We start from the raw sequence: 17,512 nt of genomic DNA on the forward strand, positions 1-17,512 counted from the left end.
TCAAATGGCTGACTGGTCCGCCGCCCAATATCTGAAATTCGAGGATGAGCGTACGCGGCCCGCGCGCGACCTGGCAGCCCAGGTGCCGGTCGATTTCCCGCGCCGGGTCGTCGACATCGGTTGCGGGCCGGGCAATTCGACCGAGCTCCTGGTCGAGCGCTGGCCGGATGCTCAGGTGAGCGGTTTCGACACCTCTCCCGACATGATCGAAAAGGCGAGGGCGCGCCTGCCCAATGTCAGCTTCGACCTCGCCGATGCTTCGACATGGCAGCCGGCCGAGCCGGTCAATGTCATCTTTGCCAATGCGGTGTTCCAGTGGCTGCCCGAGCACCCTACGGTGTTTCAGAGGCTGATGGGCTTCCTCGCGCCCGGCGGTGCGCTGGCGGTCCAGATGCCCGACAATATGGCCGAGGATTCGCACCGGCTGATGCGCGAGACCGCCGCCGAAATGCCGTTTGCGGCAAGGATAAAAGGCGCGGCGCGCGCGCCGCTGCCACCAGTGTCGTTCTACTACGACCTGTTGTCGCCGCTCAGCGACCGGCTCGATATCTGGCACACCATCTACAATCATCCGCTGGCCGATGCCGAGGCGATCGTCGAATGGGTCAAGGCGACCGGGCTGAAGCCGTTCCTCGATCCGCTGGATGCGGACGAGCGCAAGCTGTTCCTCGACAGCTACAAGGCCAAGATCGCCAAGGCCTACCCCAGAACGGCAAACGGCAAGGTTCTGCTGCGCTTTCCGCGAATTTTCATTGTCGCAAAAAGGGCCGGCTAGGAAAGAATTACCCACTTTGCTTGAGCCCTGACGCGGCCGCTTGACCCGGTTTGACCGCCGTGCCCAACTCATCGCGCGGGCGACGATGGCCCGTATGGCAGGGGGTGAGTGATGACTTTGAAAAGATTGCTTTACGGCGGTGGCGTATGCGCGGCGGCACTTCTGGCGTTTTCGGTTTCGGCCGAAGCCAAGCGGGCGCGCTGCTTCACCACGGATGACGGGTATTTTCCGTGCAGCTACCGCGCGATCGATGGTGCGGGCAGCTTCCGCATCTCGGCGCCGGGCTATCCGACCTATGTGCTGGAGATCGACGGGCCGGGTTTTGCCTATGGCTACGTCAATCTCGGCCGCCGCAACGTGCCGTTGCCGGGACAGTATGTGCGCAGCCGCGACGATGGCGCCTGCTGGAACAACCCTCAGACAAGCACCAAGCTGTGCGCCTGGTGAAAGCGGGTCAGGCCGGTCTGAACCCTTGATTTAAGCCGGCGTAAACCGGCCGGATGAGAAAAGTGTTGCGCCGAAGCGTTTCGGCGCCCACATGAAGCCGCAACGCCTGCGGATGGGACGGACTGAAACATGCATCGCGTCATCATCAGCGGCATCGGCGCTGAAATTCCTGAAGCTGTCATCACCAATGAAGAGCTGGTCGAGAGCTTCAACAGCTGGGTCGACACGGAGAATGCGCGCCGCCAGGGTACCGACGAGCCCTTGCTGCAGAAATCCGACAGCGACTTCATCGTTCATGCCTCGGGTGTAAAATCCCGTCATGTGATCGAGCGCGAAGGCATACTCGATCCAACCCGCATGACGCCGCGCATTCCGGCGCGGCCCGACGATGCGCTGTCGCTGGAAGCGGAATTCGGCATCGCCTCGGCCAGGAAGGCGCTCGACCATGCCGGGCTTCAACCGTCTCAGATCGACCTGATCATCTGCTCGGCTTCGCACCACCAGCGGCCCTATCCGGCGATCGCCATCGAAATGCAGGAAGCGCTGGGGACAAGGGGCGCGGGCTTCGACATGGGGCTTGGCTGTTCGTCAGCCGCCGCGGCCCTTCACATGGCCGTCAATCTGGTGCGCTCGGGCGCGCACAAGCGCATCCTGGTGACCACGCCGGAAATCATCACCGGCCATCTCAATTTCCGCGACCGGCAGACGCATTTCATCTTCGGCGACGCCTCGGTGTCGCTGGTGGTGGAGGGACTTGCCAAGGGCGACAAACGGCCGGGACGCTTCGAGGTGTTGGACACACGCATCTGGACGCAGATGTCGAACAACATCCGCACCAATCTCGGCTATCACACCCGCACCGCCCAGGACGATCCCTACATGATCAACCTGGAAGGCAACTTGATCAAGCAGGTCGGCAACAAGGTGTTCAAGGAAGTCACCGTCGCCGGCCAGAAGTTCATCGTCGAATTCCTGGCCGAGCACGGACTGACCCCCCAGGCAGTCCGGCGCTTCTGGCTGCACCAGGCCAATGCGCGCATGAATGCCATGATCCTGAAGCTCTCCTTTGGCCACGATGTCGATCATGACCGTGCGCCGATGGTGCTGGAGCGGCTGGGCAACACCGCGGGCGCCGGCGCCATCGTGGCACTGTCGGAGAACCATGCCGACATGAAGCCCGGCGATTTCGGCTTGATCTGCGCCTTTGGCGCGGGGTATTCGATCGGCGGCGCGCTCATCCGAATGCTTTGACGCGCGCCGATATTCAGGTGATGCCGGCCTGCAAACGAAGGCTTTCTGAGCTTCCGTCAGGCCGGTGTGAAGGGCACCAGCATCGGCACCCGCCGTGCGTAATCGTCATAGGCGGGGCCTAGTTCGCCGCGCAGGAAGCGTTCCTCCAGCTTTGCCTTCATGACGACGCCGATGATGAGCAGGGCCGCGCCGGCAATACCCCAGACCGTGCCCTTTGCCGCCATGGTGGCGAGCACCGCCAACAGCAGCCCTGTATAGATCGGATGCCGGACCAGGCCGTAGGGGCCGGTGTCGATGATGCGGTGGTCTGCCTTGGAAGTGACCGAGGCCGACCACAGCCTGCCCAGATGAATGCGCGCCCACCACGAGAAGATCAGCCCGATGGCGATCAGGGCAGTGCAAGCCCAGGCCTCGGCGAGGGTTGGGGTCCACAATCTCAACCTGCCTTCATAGCCGTGCGCCGGAACGAACAGCAGGACGGTGCCGGCCAGCCAGAAGACACGATAGCGGACCTCAGCCCCGATGGTGGCGCGTTTTTGAGCTGGATCAGCCCATGCCGCGGCCGCAATCCACGTGAGCACCCAAATCAGCCAGAGCAGCGTGATTGCCGTCACCGGTCGCATGCCGAACCTCCGGTCCTTGTTTCATGCAGGCCGCGCTCCCAAAACCGGGACTCCTTTTGGGCGACATGCAGTCGAGCACCATGAGAGCGAGCCGACGCGGCGGCAATGCGGCGCCAGTTCCATTTCCGGTAAGAAGATCGTGATCCTTATCCTCACTCGCTGGAACAACTGAACATCCATTGCACGCCATGGGCGTCGACCAGCATGCCGAAACTGCTTCCCCAATATTGCCGCGCCAGGGGCACGGCGATGCGACCGCCGGCGGCCATGCGTTGGAAAAGCTCCCGCATGGCGGCCGGATCGTCGAATTCCAGCATCATGGCGGAGCCTTTCATCGGCTCGGCATCGTCATTGTCGGAGGCATGAAACAGCACGCCGGGACCTTCGAAGCGCGCATGCAGGATCTTTCCGCGCATGGCTTCGGTCCGTACCGGCATGCCGTTGTCGCCCCAGCGCAACAGGATGGTTGCCCGGCCGAGCCCGCACTCTTCGTAGAAGGCCAGTGCCGGCTCGCAGTTGGTGGTGAAGAACAGCGAAGGGGAAAGCCGCATCCTGTCGTTCCCCATCGCTTCAGTGCGCCGCGGCGGTGACGGCGGCGACAAGGGCGTCGCCTGTATATTGCCTGTCGCCAATGCCCCAGCCGCCGTCGGGCGCGTTGACGATGTTGATCCAGGTGTTTTCGGGCTTGTGCTCCGGGACGCAGAGATCGGCGACAATCCCGGCGGCGGTGGTGATGAAGACCTTGCGGGCTTCAACCGAGCCAAGGCCGATATTGGGCAATTTCAACTCCACCATGACGACGGGCCGGTTGGCACCGCCGGCATAGATGTGGCGGGACGGCAGGACATGGACCGTGCCGCCGACGATCGCGGTGAAGAAGGAATTGCCCGTAGCGCTGGAGGCTTCGATCAGGGCGGCGCTGAGGCGCGGCAGGATTTCGCGCTCTCCGGCCGGGGTCAGTACACCTTCCGGCGCGGTCACGGTGATTGGCATCTGGGCTCTCCTTGTCCTCGGGTTGCACGGCCTTGCCTGACGGATCGTCTTCCGGCTTGCCATGTTTCGTATCAATTGTTACGTTATGCGGAACAGGCGAGTCAACAGGTTTCGTATCGATCACTATGGATAATTTGGAAAAGGCCAGGGGCGGTCGTCCCCGTGCGTTCGACCCCGACCGGGCACTGGATGCGGCGATGCATCTGTTCTGGGAGCATGGCTATGAAGCGACGTCGCTTGCCATGCTGCGTGAGGCGATGGGGCTGACGCCGCCGCAGATCTACAATGCTTTCACCGACAAGGAGACCTTGTTCCGCAAGGCGCTGACACGCTACCACGAGACCGAGATAGGGTTTGCGCTGGAGGCGCTGAGTGCGCCGGTACCGACGCGCGAGGCGATCCGGCGGTTGCTCATGGGGGCGGCGGAGGCCTATTCCAGGCCTGGCAAGCCGGGCGGATGCCTTTTCGTCAGCGGCGCGCTGGCGGCCTCGCCGCAGGCGCAAGCCATTGCGGATGAACTCAAGACCTATCGCAAGGCGAGCGAGGCGGCGATCGCGCAGCGGCTGGCGAAGGGCAGGGCGATGGGCGATCTGCCGGAAGGCGTCTGTGCCGAAGGCTTCGCCAAATTTATCGCAGGGGTCATGAATGGCATGTCGATCCAGGCGCGTGACGGCGCATCGGTCGAAGAGTTGCGCGTTTTGGCCCAAACCGCTCTTGCGGCATTGCCGGACGAAGGGCAAAACCAGGGCGCATCATCCAAGGAATGAAGCCATGCTGGATCTCTTCCCCGAGGCCGAAAAGCCGGTCGAAATCATCCCGGCAAAGAAGCTTTCCGCCCGTGCGGCCGCGCTTTATGCCGCGCCGGCGGACCATTTCCAGACACGCCCGGTGGCGGAATTGCGGCTGGGCTTCGACGGCATATCGGGCGATTTCCATGCTGGCGCGACGCGCCGCTCGGGCGGCCGCGAACCCTGGTATCCGCGCGGCACCGAGATGCGCAACGAGCGGCAACTGTCGATCGTGGCAGCGGACGAACTGGCTGTCGTCGCCGAGCGGATGGGGCTAGCAGAGATCAAGCCGGAATGGATCGGCGCCAATCTGGTGATCGAAGGCGTGCCGCGTCTGTCGATGCTGCCGGCCGGCACGCTGCTGTTCTTCAAGGACGGCGTCACCCTCAAGGTCGATGCCCAGAACGGACCGTGCCGCATCGCCGGGCGGTCGATTGCCGAGAATTCTGGAATGGCCGATATCGAAGCCGGCGCATTGTTGTTCCCGAAAGCGGCGAAGCGGCTGCGGGGCGTGGTCGCCTGGGTCGAGAAGCCGGGAACGATCAAGGCCGGCGAAGAGATTTCCGCGCGGGTGCCGGAGCAGTGGATTTACAAGACATAGCTTCTTCCGGCTTGAGCGGCGGGAGAAGGGCAGGGCCACGCTTGACCCAGGGGGCGCAGGCGGCCTGCCGGGGTAGCAGTTTGACAGGTTGCAAATGATTGTCCGAACAAGCCGCAGGCAGATCCTCAAATATGTGGGAGCGACGATAGTGGTTAGCACGACACCGGCCATGGCGGACGGCGACTGGCAGATTGCCGCGCCAAGCACGGCGGGATTCAAATCCGATCCCGCGGCGAGCTTCGACGAACTGGCGAAGATGGGCAAACTGGCGGGGGTCCATGGAGTCGTTGCCCTTCGGGGCGGTCGTATTGTGTTCGAGCGCTACATGGACGGGAACGACATGAGATGGGGGCAGTCGCTCGGGAACGTGGCATTTGGGCCCGACACGCTGCACGATGTCAGGTCGGTCACCAAAAGCATCGTCGGTCTGCTCTACGGCATCGCGCTCGCCGGCGGCCAGGTGCCGGGACTTGATGAACCTGTCGTCGCGCAGTTTCCCGAATACCCCGATCTTGCCAGCGATCCACAGCGCAAGCGCCTGACCATTCGCCATGCCTTAACCATGACGCTTGGCACGGAGTGGAACGAGAACGTGCCGTACACCGATCCCGCCAACAGCGAAATCGCCATGGAGCAGGCGCCGGATCGATACCGCTTCATCCTCGATCGCCCGATACTTGCCGAACCGGGAAAGAGATGGACCTACAGCGGCGGAGCCGTTGCGCTGCTCGGAAAGATCATCGAGAGGGGCACCGGCCAAAGCTTGCCTGAATTCGCTCGTGGCGCGCTGTTTGATCCCCTCGGAATCAACGCCATGGACTGGATTCGCGGACAGGACGGCGAAGCGTCGGCCGCGTCGGGCCTGCGGCTGGCGCCGCGTTCACTGGCTCGTATCGGGCAGATGATCCTGCAGGACGGGCAATGGGAAGGCCGCGCGGTCGTACCGAAATCCTGGCTCGATCAGAGTTTCCAGCCCGCCGCATTGGTCGACATGGGCTGGCCGGGAATGCGCTACGGCTATCTCTGGTATCTGGGCCAGGAGGCCGTAACGGATAGAGCTGGGACGTATGGGGAGCGGTTTGTCGCCGCGTTTGGAAATGGCGGACAAAGGTTGTTTGTCTTCCCCGGCCTCGATTTCGTACTCGCCATAACGACCGGAAACTACAATTCCCCCGATCAGTGGCGAGCGCCCGCGGCCATATTGTACAATGTATTTCTTCCTGGCCTGACCGGCACCTGACCGATCGCTTCCTGCCCAATCCGGCCGGAACCGGCCCGATCCCGACAGACGCGAGCAAACGTTTGTCGGGATCAACCGGAGCAGTTGCACCGCCTGGAGGGCGATGCAGCATGGATGCGCCTCAGCCCTTGCGGTTCTTGTTGGGGCCTTGCGCCATGATGGACACCTGGTCCCACTTGTCCCAGGTGGCGAGGCGGTTGGCGTATTCCTGGCGGATCATCGGCAGGCCGCCATCGCCGAAGAACACGCGCAGCGGCGGTTCGGCGGCGTCGACGATGGCCAGCATCGCCGGGCCGGTCGCCTCGGGATCGCCGGCGACCGAGTTGGCGCGGCGCTCGGCCATCTTGGCGCGGGCAGGCGCATAGGCCTCGATCGGCTTGGAGACCTTGGCTGAGGCGCCGGACCAGTCGGTGGAGAAGCCGCCCGGCTCGACCAGCGTGACATGGATGCCGAACTCCGCGACCTCGATGCTGAGGGACTGGCTGAAGGCTTCCAGCGCCCATTTCGAGGCATGGTAGAGGCCGAGCGAGGCAAAGGCGTTGACGCCACCGATCGACGAGATCTGGATGATGTGGCCGGACTTCTGCGACCGCATGATCGGCAGGGCTGCCTGCGTGACCCAGAGCGCGCCGAACACATTGGTTTCGATCTGGTCGCGGGCTTCCTGCTCGCTGACTTCCTCGATGGCGCCGAAATGGCCATAGCCGGCATTGTTGATGACCACGTCGAGCCGCCCGAAGCGCTTGTGCGCCTCGGCGATGGCGGCATCGACGGCCTTCTTGTCGGTGACGTCGAGTTTTATCGCGGCAATGTTGTCGCCATACTTCTCGACCAGATCGGCGAGCGTGCCGGCGTCACGGGCGGTCGCGGCAACGCGGTCGCCACGCGCCAATGCGGCCTCGGCCCAGACGCGGCCAAAACCCTTCGACGATCCGGTGATGAACCAAACCTTTGATGTCATGATGTGGGATCCTTGCCCCTGCGGGCATGATTTTGGGTGAAAACGGAGGCTTCTCCGCTTTCGGGCATATACAGTCCGTCCCCTGATTTTCCAGAGGCGAGGGGAAATCTTTTTGAACAGGGCGGCCGGGTATCAGGGATATTTCACGGGGCTCGACCACGCCGGGTGATCGTGCTTTCGCCAATAGAGCGCCATCAGCCGGCTGGTAACGGGCCCGACCTTGCCATCGGCGATCGCCGCGCCGTCGATCCGCGTCACCGGCATGATGCCGCCGGCGGTCGAGGTGATGAAGACCTCGTCGGCCGCCTTGAGCGCGGCGACGCTGACATCGATGGCCTCCACGGTGAGCCCTTCCTCGCCGCAGAGATCGAAGACGGTGCGGCGGGTGATGCCGGGCAGCACACCGATGGCCGGCGTCGACAGTCTGCCATCCTTGACGCGGAAGACGTTGAAGCCCGGGCCCTCGGCGACATTGCCGTTGAAGTCGAGAATGAGCGCGGTCTCGGCGTCGCGGTCATAGGCATCGTAGAGGCCGCGCACCAGGTCGAGCCAGTGGTAGTTCTTGATCGCAGGATCGATCGAAGCCGGCGGGATGCGCACCTTGTCGCTGATGGCGACGTGCAGGCCGCGCCGCAACTGTTCGGCATTGGCGACCGAGCCGAATTGCACCGCGAACGCCATGAAGCGGTTGATCGCCTGGCGCGGATCGCGGCTGAAGGTCGGCGAGGCGCCGCGGGTGCACAGCATCTCCACATAGGCGGCGCGATGATCCGACAGCGCGACGCAATTGTGCAGGATCTCGGCCACGCCATCCCTATCGAAGGGGATCGCCATGCGCAGCTTTTCGAGCCCGCCGAAGAAGCGGTCGAGATGCAGGTCAAGCCGGAAGAAGCGGCCGTCCCAGACATGCACCGTATCGTAGGTGGCGTCCGAGTGCAGGAATCCCCAATCCAGTACCGACACCTTGGCCTGCGACATCGGCAGGTACTGACCATCGAGGAAGGCGATGCCGTCGGGATAGGAATGCGGGTCGACGTGGCGATCGCCAACCAGGGGCAGTTGCGCCTCGTCCTCTGTTGCCTTCGTCCGGTTCATCGCGGCCTCCTCTCGCACAAGGCGGACCAGCAGGCTATCGGCGCCGGACAGAAGCGATAGAGCCAGCCATCAGGCGCTGTTCGTCCTCCATGATCTGGCCGATACATCGGATTGGAGTTGCCGTATGATCCGGCAGCTTGGAAATGGGAGGGGGATATGGTCAGGCTTGGGACCGTCATCGCAATCATGATGATTTTCGCCGCCGCGGGCGAAGCCAGCGCGCAATGCGTGAAACAAGGCGACGAACTCTGCCAGAACGGCCAGACCTATCGCTGCGAGAAGACCGGCAGCGAACTGACGCCGATCTTCCAGAACCTGCCTTGCGCGGTGAATGTGCCGGCACAGACGCTGGCCGGCACCTGGGTCGGCAGTGGTCACCAGAGCCCGGCGGGTGATGGCGGCGCCGACTGGTCGATCGCCATGACGATCAGGGATGATGGCGCATCGATCGATTATCCGTCACTCGGCTGCGGCGGATCGCTGTCGCAGACGTCGCGGGACGGGACATCCGCTGAATTCCATGAAAGCATCACTTACGGCCAGGACAAATGCATCGACGGCGGCGACATCACCGTCCGGTTTTTCAAGGGGAACCTGTCCTGGACCTGGGTCGGCCAGGCCGACGGCCAGCCCTACAATGCGGTTGCCGTGCTGAAGCGAAAATAAACGGACCTGCCGTCTCATTCATCCTCGTCGTCGGCGTCGAGCAGGCGTGTCGCCCGCCAGCGGGTGAGCACCATGTTGGTCTGCTCGATGACGAAGAAACGTGCGGAGTCGCGGTCATATCCCTCGGCCAGCAGCTTTTCGTAATCGGTGTGCATGTGGCGGATGTGGGCGATCGTCGCCAGCCACACCGCGATCGTCGGCGGCAAGGTCTTCATATGCACCGAGCCGGCATCGGCACGAATTTTCTCCATGTCGGCATAAGGCCCCAGCGGCAGGAGCGCTGTCAGCGCCTTGGCGATGGCGCGGCGGCGGCCGGTCGGCGCCGTCATCGCTCCTCGCGCCCTTCGATGGTCGCCTCCGGCACGGCGTCGGTCGAGGCGAAGTAAGGCTTGATGTCGATGACCGGGGTGCCGTCAAGCGCATCGATGGCCTCGATATCGATGCGCCCGGCGGCGATATCGAGCCCGACAAGTTTTGCCACATGCAGGCCGATCGGGTTCGGCCGGGCAGGGGAGCGCAGGCCGAATACGCCTTTTGCTTCAGCCGCATGGCGCGGTTTCTGAACAATCAGATTCCGCGGCGCGTGATGCAGCCAGGACAGGATGACGACGTGGCTGGCGCGCTCCAGGCCCTGCAAGCCGCTGCGATAGGGCGCGTCGATGGTCAGCACCGCCGGCTGGCCGGTCTCGCGGGCGGCGCGCATGTTCTTCGGGCAGTTGTCGCGTGTCGTCCATGGCGAGGCGATGCGGCCGATGAAGACGACGCCGCCATCGGCGGGCACCGCGGCCGGATCCTGTTCCAGCTTCTGCTCACCTTCGCGCGCCTCGAACATCTCACGCGGTGCGGTCATTCTGCCATCTCTGTGTCGGTGCCTGTCATTGTCCCGAAACCGCTACACGTTTTTGGGCGATATGCACCGGGAAATCACGCATGCGGCATTTTCTTGTCCGGAAGCGACATAGCGCTTGCAAGGTTTTCAAAATCGACATAAACATATGTTTATATCTTTTTCAAATCTGATGCGCTGAAAAGAGAATACGCGGATGCATGTCTCGCTCGACACCATGGTGGATACGCTGAAGGCGGCGGCCGAATCCAGCCGCCTGCGCATATTGGCACTGTTGTCGCGCGGCGACCTCACCGTTTCCGATCTTACCGAAATTCTCGGCCAGTCGCAGCCGCGCGTCTCGCGGCACCTGAAGCTCTTGCTGGAGGCCGGGCTGATCGGCCGTTACCAGGAGGGGTCGTGGGCTTTCTTCCGCCTGTCCGATGCCGATTCCGCGCGGGACTTTGTCATGGGGTTGGTTTCCAGCATTCGCGGCGCCGATCCGCAGGTCGAGCGCGATCTCGAGCGGCTGGCCTCGGTTAAGCGCAAGCGGCAGGACCGGGCGGCGGAGTATTTTTCCGTGAATGCCGCAAGCTGGGACCATATCCGCTCGCTGCATGTGCCGGACCGCGCCGTCGAGGCCGCGATGCTGAAGCTGGTCGGCAAGCGGCCGTTCCAGTCGATGCTGGATCTCGGCACCGGCACCGGCCGGCTGCTCGAAATCTTCTCGCCGCTCTACCGGCGCGGCGTCGGCATCGACATGTCGCGTGAAATGCTGACCGTGGCGCGCGCCAATCTCGACAAGGCTGGCGTTTCCAACGCGCAGGTGCGGCAGGGCGATATCTTCTCGCCGCCGGTGGAGCGCGACGCCTTCGATCTCGTCACCATCCACCAGGTGCTGCACTATCTCGACGATCCGGCTCGCGCCATCCACGAGGCGGCGCGGCTGTTGCGCCCGTCGGGCCGGCTGGTGATCGTCGACTTCGCGCCGCACACGCTGGAATTCCTGCGTGACGAGCATGCGCATGTCAGGCTCGGTTTTTCCGACCGGCAGATCGGCGAGTGGTTTGCCGAGGCGGGCCTCGACCTCGAGGATGCCCAGGAGTTCGAGCCGCGCGGCGGCAACGAAGCCAGGCTCACCGTCAAGCTGTGGCTTGGCCGCGACCGGCGTCTGCTGATTGCCGATCCTGCCAATGACAGCCAGCAGAGCAAAGTGAATTCGATAGGGGAAATCGCCTGATGAACCAGTTCCGCTTTTCCCGCCGCCCCGACATTGGCGACAAGGTCAGGGTTTCCTTCGAATTCTTCCCGCCCAAGAACGACGAGATGGAGGCGCGCCTCTGGGACACGGTCACGCGGCTGGAGCCGCTGAAGCCGAAATTCGTCTCGGTGACCTATGGCGCCGGCGGCTCGACGCGCGAGCGCACGGCGCGCACGATCAGCCGTATCCTGAACGAGACGAGCCTCACGCCGGCCGCGCACATGACCTGCGTCGACGCAGCCCGCAATCAGGTCGACGCCGTGATCCAGGAATTCGCCGATATGGGCGTGAAGCGATTCGTCGCCTTGCGCGGCGACCCGGCCGCCGGCGTGGGTACCGCCTACCGCCCGCATCCGGATGGCTACGCCAACGGTGCAGAACTGGTCGGAGCGCTGAAGGACGCCGGCGATTTCGACATCTCGGTCTCGGCCTATCCGGAGAAGCATCCGGAAAGTCCTGACTTCGCCACCGATATCGACATGCTGAAGCGCAAGGTCGACAATGGCGCGACGCGGGCGATCACCCAGTTCTTCTTCGACAATGATCTCTACGAGCGCTATGTCGAGCGCGCGCGCCGCGCCGGGATCTACATCCCGATCGTGCCCGGCATCCTGCCGGTGCATAATTTCACCCAGGTCGCCAATTTCTCGGCGCGCTGCGGCGCGCTGGTGCCGGCATGGCTGGCGGAGCGCTTCGACGGCCTGCAGAACGATCCGCAGACGCATGCGCTGGTGGCATCGGCGGTCGCCGCCGAGCAGGTGCTGGACCTGGTCGAGCGCGGCGTGGGCGACTTCCACTTCTACACGATGAACCGCGCCGACCTTGTCTTCGCCATTTGCCACATGATCGGCATCCGCTCGCACGAGGCGGAGGTGGCGGGCTCGGCTGCTGCGTGAGGCAGGGCTGAACAGCAAAAGGCCGGGTAAAAACCCGGCCTTTCGAATTGCTTAGACTATCTGGTGCTGGTCTTCCCCGTTTTGGCGGGTTCAGGGAAGGACGCCCATAATGAGGGCGCCGATGAAAGCAAACGCAGCACAAATCATCAATGCGTTGATTGGCCTCGTAAGTCCCATGACATAGCCTCCTCTTAAAGAGCTATGCCTAGGAGTCTAGGTCCATTTGTGCCACAGGCAAGCGGAAAATGTGCTGCATTGCGACGTAATTGCTGGAATTGCGACCTCGGTTTTGCCGTTAGCCGTTGAAACTTCTCGGCAAAAACCCGCTTCAGACCTGTGAATAAATTGTGGCGGGATGGTGTCGCGAGCGTGTCATGGTAGCGCTACATCAGCAAAAGCCGACTTCGATTTTCGCGCCAATGCGGTTCAGCCTACCGCCTTCCAAGGATGCGTCCGTCGATTGTGAGAAGACCAAGTCCGATCAGCACAACGCCGCCGATCTCGAACAACTCCAGACGTTCGCCGAGGAATAGAAAACCGAGCAGCATGGCACTGGCCGGAACGATCAGCGTGACCAGCGAGGCGTTGGTGGCGCCGGCCGAGGCGACGAGGTTGAAATAGAGGATATAGGCAAAGGCGGTGGACAGGAGAGCCAGTGCCAGCACCGCAGCCCAGACCGGCGGCGAGGCCGATAACAGTCCGGCCGGGCCGTAGGTGAGGAGCACAATGGGGATCATGATGATGGTCGAGGCGGTCAGCTGCCCGGTGGCGATGACCGGCGAGGGCACGCCCTTGAAGCGGCGGGCGACCATCAGCGCAATGCCATAGGACAGCGAAGCGCCGATCAGCGCGAATTTCGCCCAGACCGGGCCGCCAAGCCCGGCGAGCAGGCCGGGACCGATCATCACGGCCGTGCCGGCAACGCCGAGCGCGATGCCGGCCAGCTTGTTCCAGGAGAGCTTTTCATCCGACGTCATCGCGTTGGCGAGGACCAGTGTCCAGAACGGCGTGGTTGCGTTGAGCACCGAAGCGACGCCGGCGCCAAGCTCGGTCTGGCCGGCGAAGATCAGCGAGAAGGGGACGACGTTGTTGGTGAAGGCGAGCAGGAAGAACAGGCCGGCATGTGGAAGGGCAAGGCGGAACGAGGGGCCGCGCAGGCCGAGATAGAGCTGCAGCGCGATCGCCGCGATGGCGACGCGAAACAGCACCAGCACCAGCGGATGAAGTTCGGCCACGGCGATGCGGGCGAAGAAGAACGAGCCACCCCAGATCGCGCCGAGCAGCAGCAATTGCCCCCAGTCGGCAAGCGTCATCGGTCCGCGCGGTGCTGATGTCGCGGCTATTGCCATGTCTATCGTCCTCCCCAGACGGCCCGGATGCAGCCGGTCAGACACAAGGCATATCCGTTCCGGCGACAAGGGCCACCCGAAACCTGATCGCTGGCAAACGACGCCGCCAAAAAGCTAGCGCCGCTGCGTCAGGTGCACGAGACACAGAATTGTTTTCATTAGCCGCTAGCTTGGATTAATTGTGCGCAGGCTGAAGTCGAGGATTCGTCAATGCAGCGATTCGAGAATGCCCGCGAAGCGGCTCTGGCGCTTCGCCCGGACGATCCCGTCTATTGCTTCCGCCCGCAGGTGCTGAAGGCCGATGCCAGGCAGTTCATGGGCATGTTCCCCGGCAAGACCGCCTATGCGGTCAAGACCAATGGCGAGCAGATCGTGCTGAAGACGCTGGTCGAGGCCGGCGTCACCGCCTTCGACGTCGCTTCGCCCGGTGAATTCGCGGCCGTGCGTGCCGTCTCGCCCGATGCCGAGATGCTCTACATGCACCCGGTCAAGGCGCAGTCGGATATCAAGCTGGCGCTGGAGAAATACGCCATCCGCGTTATCTCGCTCGACCACGAGGACGAGATCACCAAGCTGACCCGGGTGGTGCGGGCACTAGATATCGACCCGGGCTCGGTCAGCGTGTTCGTGCGGGTGCAGACCAAGGGGCATGCCGCCTATGAGCTGTCGAAGAAGTTCGGCGCCGGTCCGGCCTATGCCGTGGAACTGGCGGAGCGGCTGAACCGTACGGGCTACAAGGTGGGCTTGTGTTTCCATGTCGGCAGCCAGATCGAGGACCCAGATACCTATGAGCGGGCGCTGGCCTCGGCCGACTGGGTGCGCAACCGGCTGACCTTCGATCTTGCGGGGCTCGACGTCGGCGGCGGCTTTCCCGCCGAATACGGCCATGATCCCAACCGCAAGCAGATCGAGATGCCGTCGCTCGGCCAGATCATGTCGCGGCTTTCCGGCGACCTGAAAGAGTACCAGTTCGACCAGATGCCGCTGGTGGCCGAGCCGGGCAGGGTGATCGTGGCGCGCTGCCTGTCGCTGATCGTGCGGGTGCTGTTGCGCAAGGGCAAGCGGCTCTACATCAATGACGGCATCTGGGCATCGCTGTCGGATTCCTGGACCGGCAAGATCACGCTGCCGGCGCGCTTCATTCCCGATCCGGCGATCAGGACCCGTAATGGCGATGAGAGCAAGATCGTGCCGTTCAAGGTCTGCGGCGCGACCTGCGATTCAGTCGACATCCTGTCCAGGCCATTCTGGCTGCCGGAAACCGTCGATACCGGCGACTGGATCGAGATCGGCCATATCGGCGCCTATTCGCTGTCGCTGCGCACACGCTTCAACGGCTTTTATCCCGACACGTTCGTCGAGGTGACGACGCCGTTCGACGAGGGCGACGCGCCGCAAGGGTTCGCGAGCTTGGAGACGATGGCGGATTAGGGAAATAAGGCAGTAAGGCAGTAAGGCAGTAAGGGAATAGGGGTGGCGGCAGTCACTGCTTTAGGGCACGTTTTCCTACTGCCCTACTGCCCTACTGCCCTACTGCCCTACTGCCCTACAATTTCCCCAACAGCTCCGGCGTCGGCCAGCCGTCCACCGGCAGGCCAAGCCGCATCTGTTCCTTGCGGATGGCTTCGCGCGTGTTGGTGCCCAGAATGCCGTCGACCGTGCCGACGTCGTAGCCCCGGGCTTCGAGCTTGGTCTGCAGTGCCTTCATCTGCTCGTTGTTGAGGCCTTGCTCGGGGTTGCGCGGATCAAGCGGCGGCGCGCCGGCGAACCGCGCGGCGAGATTGGCCGCGGTCAGCGCGTAGGTGAAGGACTGGTTCCATTCGAGATAGACATCGAAATTGTCATAGGTCAGGAAGGCTGGCCCCTTGCGGCCCATGGGCAGGGCCAGGCCGGCCTTCAGGCCCTTGTCGACGAGCGGCGAGCCGTCGGGATTGGTGACGCCCCACTGCGCCCACTGTGTCAGCGGCAATTTGTTGGTGCGTCCGGTCTGGTCCCAGGGCATCTCGTCGGGCACCCGCACTTCCTGGATCCAGGGTTCGTCACGCTTCCAGCCGCGCGACAGCACCTTGTTGGCGGTGGTCATGATCACGTCGGGCACGCTGTTGCGCAGGTCGATCTTGCCGTCGCCGTCACCGTCGACGCCCCGGGCCAGGTAGTCCGAAGGCAGGATCTGCGTCTGGCCGATCTCGCCGGCCCAGGCGCCCTTGACGTCGGCCGGCAGTACGCCGCGATCGATCAGTTCCAGAAGTGGCACCAACTGTTGCCGGAACAGTTGCGGGCGGCGGCAGTCATGCGAAAGCGTCACCAGCGCGCTCAGCGTGTGGAAATCGCCCTGCACGGCGCCGAAATCGGTTTCGAGCGCCCAGAAGGCGGTGATGACCGGCGCCTGGACGCCGAACTGCTGGTCGGCACGGGCGAAGATGTCGGCGTATTTCTTCATGTTCGCCGCACCTTGCTTCAGCCGGTAGGCGGAGATCATGCGGTTGGAAAACTCGATGAAGGTCTGGGTGAAGACGCCCTGGGCACGGTCGCGCGCCAGCGCCCTCTCGTCAAAATTTGCATCTTCCAGCGCGTCGAGGCCGACGGCGCCGACACCGGCCGCCTTGGCTTCCGCCGCCACGCCCTGTTTCCAGGTTTCGAAGTCGCCGCCGCATTCCTGTGCCATCGCCGGCAGGGCCGTAGCGCACAGGAATAGCGCCGCGAGGGCTTGGGAACGCAGTCGCATCAGCATCCTTCCGAAACGAAGAGGGCATTGTCGTGCTTGGCTGGAAACCCAACGCCCTGAATTACCGGCGGTTGCACTGTTCACCGCTGGCTGTGTCGAAAAGCAGGCGGCAGGCCCGGTGTCAACGGGTGTTCTGCCGCAGCCACTTATTCCACGAGGCTTCCGAGCCGTTGAAGACGTTGATGTCGGACTTGCCGGTCATGCCCGGAACGATGCCGGTCCCGGTGTACTGCCAGAAGGTGAAGGGATGGCTGCCATACTTCTCGCGCGGGTGGCCAGCGACGGAGCGTAGCCAGTAGGGGTAACCGCGGAAGCCCGAGAGCTCGTTGTCGTCGAAGAAATCGACCGAGGTGTAGATGATCGGCTTCTTGCCGTAATGCCGCTCGACGATTTCGAGGAAGGTGGTCATTTCCGCGCGCACCGTGGCCGGGTCGGGGCGCAACCTGCAGGTCGGCGATTTCGGGTTCCATTCCATGTCGAGGACCGGCGGCATGGCGGATCGGTCGACGGGGACATTCTGGATGAACCAGCGTGCCTGCTGGGCGGCCGGAGTGCAGAAATAGAAGAAATGATAGGCCGCGCGCGGAACGCCTGCGGCCTTCGTGCGCGACCAGTGCTCGTTGAAATACTCATCGAAGCGGTCGCCGCCCTCCGTTGCCTTGATGAAGGCGAAGGAAATGCCGGCGGCCTTGGCCGTCGGCCAGTCGACCGAGGTCTGGTATTTCGACACGTCGGTGCCGTGAACGGCATAGTTCCAGGGCGCGCCACTGTCCCATTCATGCGGCTTGGAATCGGCGAAGCGCGGCGCGCGCACGGCCACTGTCGGACTGCTGGAGGCGGACGGCGACACCGGCGAGAGATCGTCCACGGTCGAGCAGGCGCCAAGCAGTGTCAGCATGAAAAGGGCCGCAAGACGGCGCATCGCAACTTCCAAGCCGGAATCAGCCGGTCGCTGATGGGTCTGTGAACCGATGGCCGACGACTGGTCGCGCCCCCTCCAGGCGATCGCCCCACA

20 protein-coding genes are annotated in these 17,512 nt (G+C 63.4%); 10 read left to right on the forward strand and 10 right to left on the reverse strand.

Going from position 1 to position 17,512, the window contains the following annotated elements; genetic code table 11:
- Positions 1–4 precede the first annotated feature (4 nt).
- The 3 genes from tam to MesoLj_RS17880 all read left to right on the forward strand — a co-directional run bounded on the left by tam (position 5) and on the right by MesoLj_RS17880 (position 2,473).
- Positions 5–775 (forward strand): trans-aconitate 2-methyltransferase, encoded by a 771-nt coding sequence (gene tam, locus MesoLj_RS17870; RefSeq protein ID WP_202326961.1) that lies wholly within the window; start codon positions 5–7, stop codon positions 773–775.
- A gap of 111 nt (positions 776–886) precedes the next feature.
- Positions 887–1,222, forward strand: a complete 336-nt coding sequence (locus MesoLj_RS17875) for a hypothetical protein (protein ID WP_140775764.1) — start codon at positions 887–889, stop codon at positions 1,220–1,222.
- A 129-nt stretch (positions 1,223–1,351) separates the two neighbouring features.
- Positions 1,352–2,473, forward strand: coding sequence for a beta-ketoacyl-ACP synthase III (locus tag MesoLj_RS17880; RefSeq protein WP_202326963.1), 1,122 nt, complete (start codon positions 1,352–1,354; stop codon positions 2,471–2,473).
- Positions 2,474–2,529: 56 nt separating this feature from the next.
- On the opposite strand, the gene MesoLj_RS17885 is transcribed toward MesoLj_RS17880, so the two are convergent.
- From MesoLj_RS17885 to MesoLj_RS17895, 3 genes are all read right to left on the reverse strand, one after another.
- Positions 2,530–3,096, reverse strand: a complete 567-nt coding sequence (locus MesoLj_RS17885; protein ID WP_202326965.1) for a methyltransferase family protein — start codon at positions 3,094–3,096, stop codon at positions 2,530–2,532.
- Between the two features lie 152 nt (positions 3,097–3,248).
- Positions 3,249–3,647: a VOC family protein gene (locus MesoLj_RS17890; RefSeq protein ID WP_140775767.1), complete on the reverse strand. Its 399-nt coding sequence runs from the start codon at positions 3,645–3,647 to the stop codon at positions 3,249–3,251.
- A 19-nt stretch (positions 3,648–3,666) separates the two neighbouring features.
- On the reverse strand, positions 3,667–4,089 hold the full coding sequence (locus MesoLj_RS17895) for a hypothetical protein (protein ID WP_202326967.1): 423 nt from the start codon (positions 4,087–4,089) through the stop codon (positions 3,667–3,669).
- Positions 4,090–4,286: 197 nt separating this feature from the next.
- On the opposite strand from MesoLj_RS17895, the gene MesoLj_RS17900 reads away from it, so the two are divergent.
- From MesoLj_RS17900 to MesoLj_RS17910, 3 genes are all read left to right on the forward strand, one after another.
- Positions 4,287–4,856 (forward strand): TetR/AcrR family transcriptional regulator, encoded by a 570-nt coding sequence (locus MesoLj_RS17900; RefSeq protein WP_244735483.1) that lies wholly within the window; start codon positions 4,287–4,289, stop codon positions 4,854–4,856.
- Positions 4,857–4,860: 4 nt separating this feature from the next.
- Positions 4,861–5,478, forward strand: a complete 618-nt coding sequence (locus MesoLj_RS17905) for an MOSC domain-containing protein (protein ID WP_202326971.1) — start codon at positions 4,861–4,863, stop codon at positions 5,476–5,478.
- A 169-nt stretch (positions 5,479–5,647) separates the two neighbouring features.
- Positions 5,648–6,718 carry a serine hydrolase domain-containing protein gene (locus tag MesoLj_RS17910; RefSeq protein ID WP_244735485.1) on the forward strand — a complete coding sequence of 357 codons (1,071 nt, stop codon included), beginning with the start codon at positions 5,648–5,650 and terminating at the stop codon, positions 6,716–6,718.
- A gap of 121 nt (positions 6,719–6,839) precedes the next feature.
- On the opposite strand, the gene MesoLj_RS17915 is transcribed toward MesoLj_RS17910, so the two are convergent.
- Both MesoLj_RS17915 and MesoLj_RS17920 read right to left on the reverse strand, forming a co-directional pair.
- Positions 6,840–7,679 carry an SDR family oxidoreductase gene (locus MesoLj_RS17915; RefSeq protein WP_140775771.1) on the reverse strand — a complete coding sequence of 280 codons (840 nt, stop codon included), beginning with the start codon at positions 7,677–7,679 and terminating at the stop codon, positions 6,840–6,842.
- Between the two features lie 132 nt (positions 7,680–7,811).
- Positions 7,812–8,774 carry a D-amino acid aminotransferase gene (locus tag MesoLj_RS17920; protein WP_202326973.1) on the reverse strand — a complete coding sequence of 321 codons (963 nt, stop codon included), beginning with the start codon at positions 8,772–8,774 and terminating at the stop codon, positions 7,812–7,814.
- A gap of 156 nt (positions 8,775–8,930) precedes the next feature.
- Between MesoLj_RS17920 and MesoLj_RS17925 the strand changes: the two genes are divergently transcribed.
- On the forward strand, positions 8,931–9,440 hold the full coding sequence (locus MesoLj_RS17925; RefSeq protein ID WP_202326975.1) for a hypothetical protein: 510 nt from the start codon (positions 8,931–8,933) through the stop codon (positions 9,438–9,440).
- A gap of 14 nt (positions 9,441–9,454) precedes the next feature.
- On the opposite strand, the gene MesoLj_RS17930 is transcribed toward MesoLj_RS17925, so the two are convergent.
- The gene (locus tag MesoLj_RS17930; protein ID WP_202326977.1) at positions 9,455–9,769 is read right to left on the reverse strand and encodes a DUF2293 domain-containing protein; all 315 of its coding nucleotides are present in this window, start codon (positions 9,767–9,769) and stop codon (positions 9,455–9,457) included.
- The gene (tsaA, locus tag MesoLj_RS17935) at positions 9,766–10,290 is read right to left on the reverse strand and encodes a tRNA (N6-threonylcarbamoyladenosine(37)-N6)-methyltransferase TrmO (protein ID WP_244735487.1); all 525 of its coding nucleotides are present in this window, start codon (positions 10,288–10,290) and stop codon (positions 9,766–9,768) included. Before tsaA ends, MesoLj_RS17930 begins: the two co-directional genes overlap by 4 nt.
- Before the next feature lie 193 nt (positions 10,291–10,483).
- Between tsaA and MesoLj_RS17940 the strand changes: the two genes are divergently transcribed.
- Complete coding sequence (locus MesoLj_RS17940) at positions 10,484–11,506, forward strand: ArsR/SmtB family transcription factor (RefSeq protein WP_140775776.1); 1,023 nt, start codon at positions 10,484–10,486, stop codon at positions 11,504–11,506.
- Positions 11,506–12,423 (forward strand): methylenetetrahydrofolate reductase [NAD(P)H], encoded by a 918-nt coding sequence (gene metF, locus MesoLj_RS17945; protein ID WP_202326980.1) that lies wholly within the window; start codon positions 11,506–11,508, stop codon positions 12,421–12,423. Before MesoLj_RS17940 ends, metF begins: the two co-directional genes overlap by 1 nt.
- Before the next feature lie 431 nt (positions 12,424–12,854).
- Here the strand turns inward: metF and MesoLj_RS17950 are convergent, their stop codons facing one another.
- Positions 12,855–13,772, reverse strand: a complete 918-nt coding sequence (locus MesoLj_RS17950) for a DMT family transporter (RefSeq protein ID WP_202326982.1) — start codon at positions 13,770–13,772, stop codon at positions 12,855–12,857.
- 210 nt (positions 13,773–13,982) lie between these two features.
- Here MesoLj_RS17950 and MesoLj_RS17955 point away from each other — a divergent pair, with 210 nt between their 5' ends.
- The gene (locus MesoLj_RS17955; RefSeq protein ID WP_140775779.1) at positions 13,983–15,203 is read left to right on the forward strand and encodes an alanine racemase; all 1,221 of its coding nucleotides are present in this window, start codon (positions 13,983–13,985) and stop codon (positions 15,201–15,203) included.
- A 115-nt stretch (positions 15,204–15,318) separates the two neighbouring features.
- Here the strand turns inward: MesoLj_RS17955 and MesoLj_RS17960 are convergent, their stop codons facing one another.
- Together MesoLj_RS17960 and MesoLj_RS17965 are read right to left on the reverse strand one after the other, a co-directional pair.
- A complete protein-coding gene (locus MesoLj_RS17960) occupies positions 15,319–16,497 on the reverse strand; it encodes a lytic murein transglycosylase (RefSeq protein WP_140775780.1) in 1,179 nt (392 codons plus the stop codon).
- A 121-nt stretch (positions 16,498–16,618) separates the two neighbouring features.
- The gene (locus MesoLj_RS17965) at positions 16,619–17,419 is read right to left on the reverse strand and encodes a glycoside hydrolase family 25 protein (protein WP_202326984.1); all 801 of its coding nucleotides are present in this window, start codon (positions 17,417–17,419) and stop codon (positions 16,619–16,621) included.
- Positions 17,420–17,512 lie beyond the last annotated feature (93 nt).

This window comes from Mesorhizobium sp. 113-3-9 (assembly GCF_016756515.1).
Taxonomy (GTDB): Bacteria; Pseudomonadota; Alphaproteobacteria; order Rhizobiales; family Rhizobiaceae; genus Mesorhizobium.

What these genes read in the sequence shown, in the direction of transcription:
- MesoLj_RS17905 (WP_202326971.1), top strand. Translation starts at nt 4,861, where the DNA reads ATGCTGGATCTCTTCCCCGAGGCCGAAAAGCCGGTCGAAATCATCCCG.
- MesoLj_RS17875 (WP_140775764.1), top strand. Translation starts at nt 887, where the DNA reads ATGACTTTGAAAAGATTGCTTTACGGCGGTGGCGTATGCGCGGCGGCA.
- MesoLj_RS17925 (WP_202326975.1), top strand. Translation starts at nt 8,931, where the DNA reads ATGGTCAGGCTTGGGACCGTCATCGCAATCATGATGATTTTCGCCGCC.
- tsaA (WP_244735487.1), bottom strand. Translation starts at nt 10,290, where the DNA reads ATGACCGCACCGCGTGAGATGTTCGAGGCGCGCGAAGGTGAGCAGAAG.
- MesoLj_RS17960 (WP_140775780.1), bottom strand. Translation starts at nt 16,497, where the DNA reads ATGCGACTGCGTTCCCAAGCCCTCGCGGCGCTATTCCTGTGCGCTACG.
- MesoLj_RS17900 (WP_244735483.1), top strand. Translation starts at nt 4,287, where the DNA reads ATGCATCTGTTCTGGGAGCATGGCTATGAAGCGACGTCGCTTGCCATG.
- MesoLj_RS17915 (WP_140775771.1), bottom strand. Translation starts at nt 7,679, where the DNA reads ATGACATCAAAGGTTTGGTTCATCACCGGATCGTCGAAGGGTTTTGGC.
- MesoLj_RS17890 (WP_140775767.1), bottom strand. Translation starts at nt 3,647, where the DNA reads ATGCGGCTTTCCCCTTCGCTGTTCTTCACCACCAACTGCGAGCCGGCA.
- tam (WP_202326961.1), top strand. Translation starts at nt 5, where the DNA reads ATGGCTGACTGGTCCGCCGCCCAATATCTGAAATTCGAGGATGAGCGT.
- MesoLj_RS17885 (WP_202326965.1), bottom strand. Translation starts at nt 3,096, where the DNA reads ATGCGACCGGTGACGGCAATCACGCTGCTCTGGCTGATTTGGGTGCTC.
- MesoLj_RS17920 (WP_202326973.1), bottom strand. Translation starts at nt 8,774, where the DNA reads ATGAACCGGACGAAGGCAACAGAGGACGAGGCGCAACTGCCCCTGGTT.
- MesoLj_RS17955 (WP_140775779.1), top strand. Translation starts at nt 13,983, where the DNA reads ATGCAGCGATTCGAGAATGCCCGCGAAGCGGCTCTGGCGCTTCGCCCG.
- MesoLj_RS17930 (WP_202326977.1), bottom strand. Translation starts at nt 9,769, where the DNA reads ATGACGGCGCCGACCGGCCGCCGCCGCGCCATCGCCAAGGCGCTGACA.
- MesoLj_RS17965 (WP_202326984.1), bottom strand. Translation starts at nt 17,419, where the DNA reads ATGCGCCGTCTTGCGGCCCTTTTCATGCTGACACTGCTTGGCGCCTGC.
- MesoLj_RS17950 (WP_202326982.1), bottom strand. Translation starts at nt 13,772, where the DNA reads ATGGCAATAGCCGCGACATCAGCACCGCGCGGACCGATGACGCTTGCC.
- MesoLj_RS17895 (WP_202326967.1), bottom strand. Translation starts at nt 4,089, where the DNA reads ATGCCAATCACCGTGACCGCGCCGGAAGGTGTACTGACCCCGGCCGGA.
- MesoLj_RS17910 (WP_244735485.1), top strand. Translation starts at nt 5,648, where the DNA reads ATGGCGGACGGCGACTGGCAGATTGCCGCGCCAAGCACGGCGGGATTC.
- MesoLj_RS17880 (WP_202326963.1), top strand. Translation starts at nt 1,352, where the DNA reads ATGCATCGCGTCATCATCAGCGGCATCGGCGCTGAAATTCCTGAAGCT.
- MesoLj_RS17940 (WP_140775776.1), top strand. Translation starts at nt 10,484, where the DNA reads ATGCATGTCTCGCTCGACACCATGGTGGATACGCTGAAGGCGGCGGCC.
- metF (WP_202326980.1), top strand. Translation starts at nt 11,506, where the DNA reads ATGAACCAGTTCCGCTTTTCCCGCCGCCCCGACATTGGCGACAAGGTC.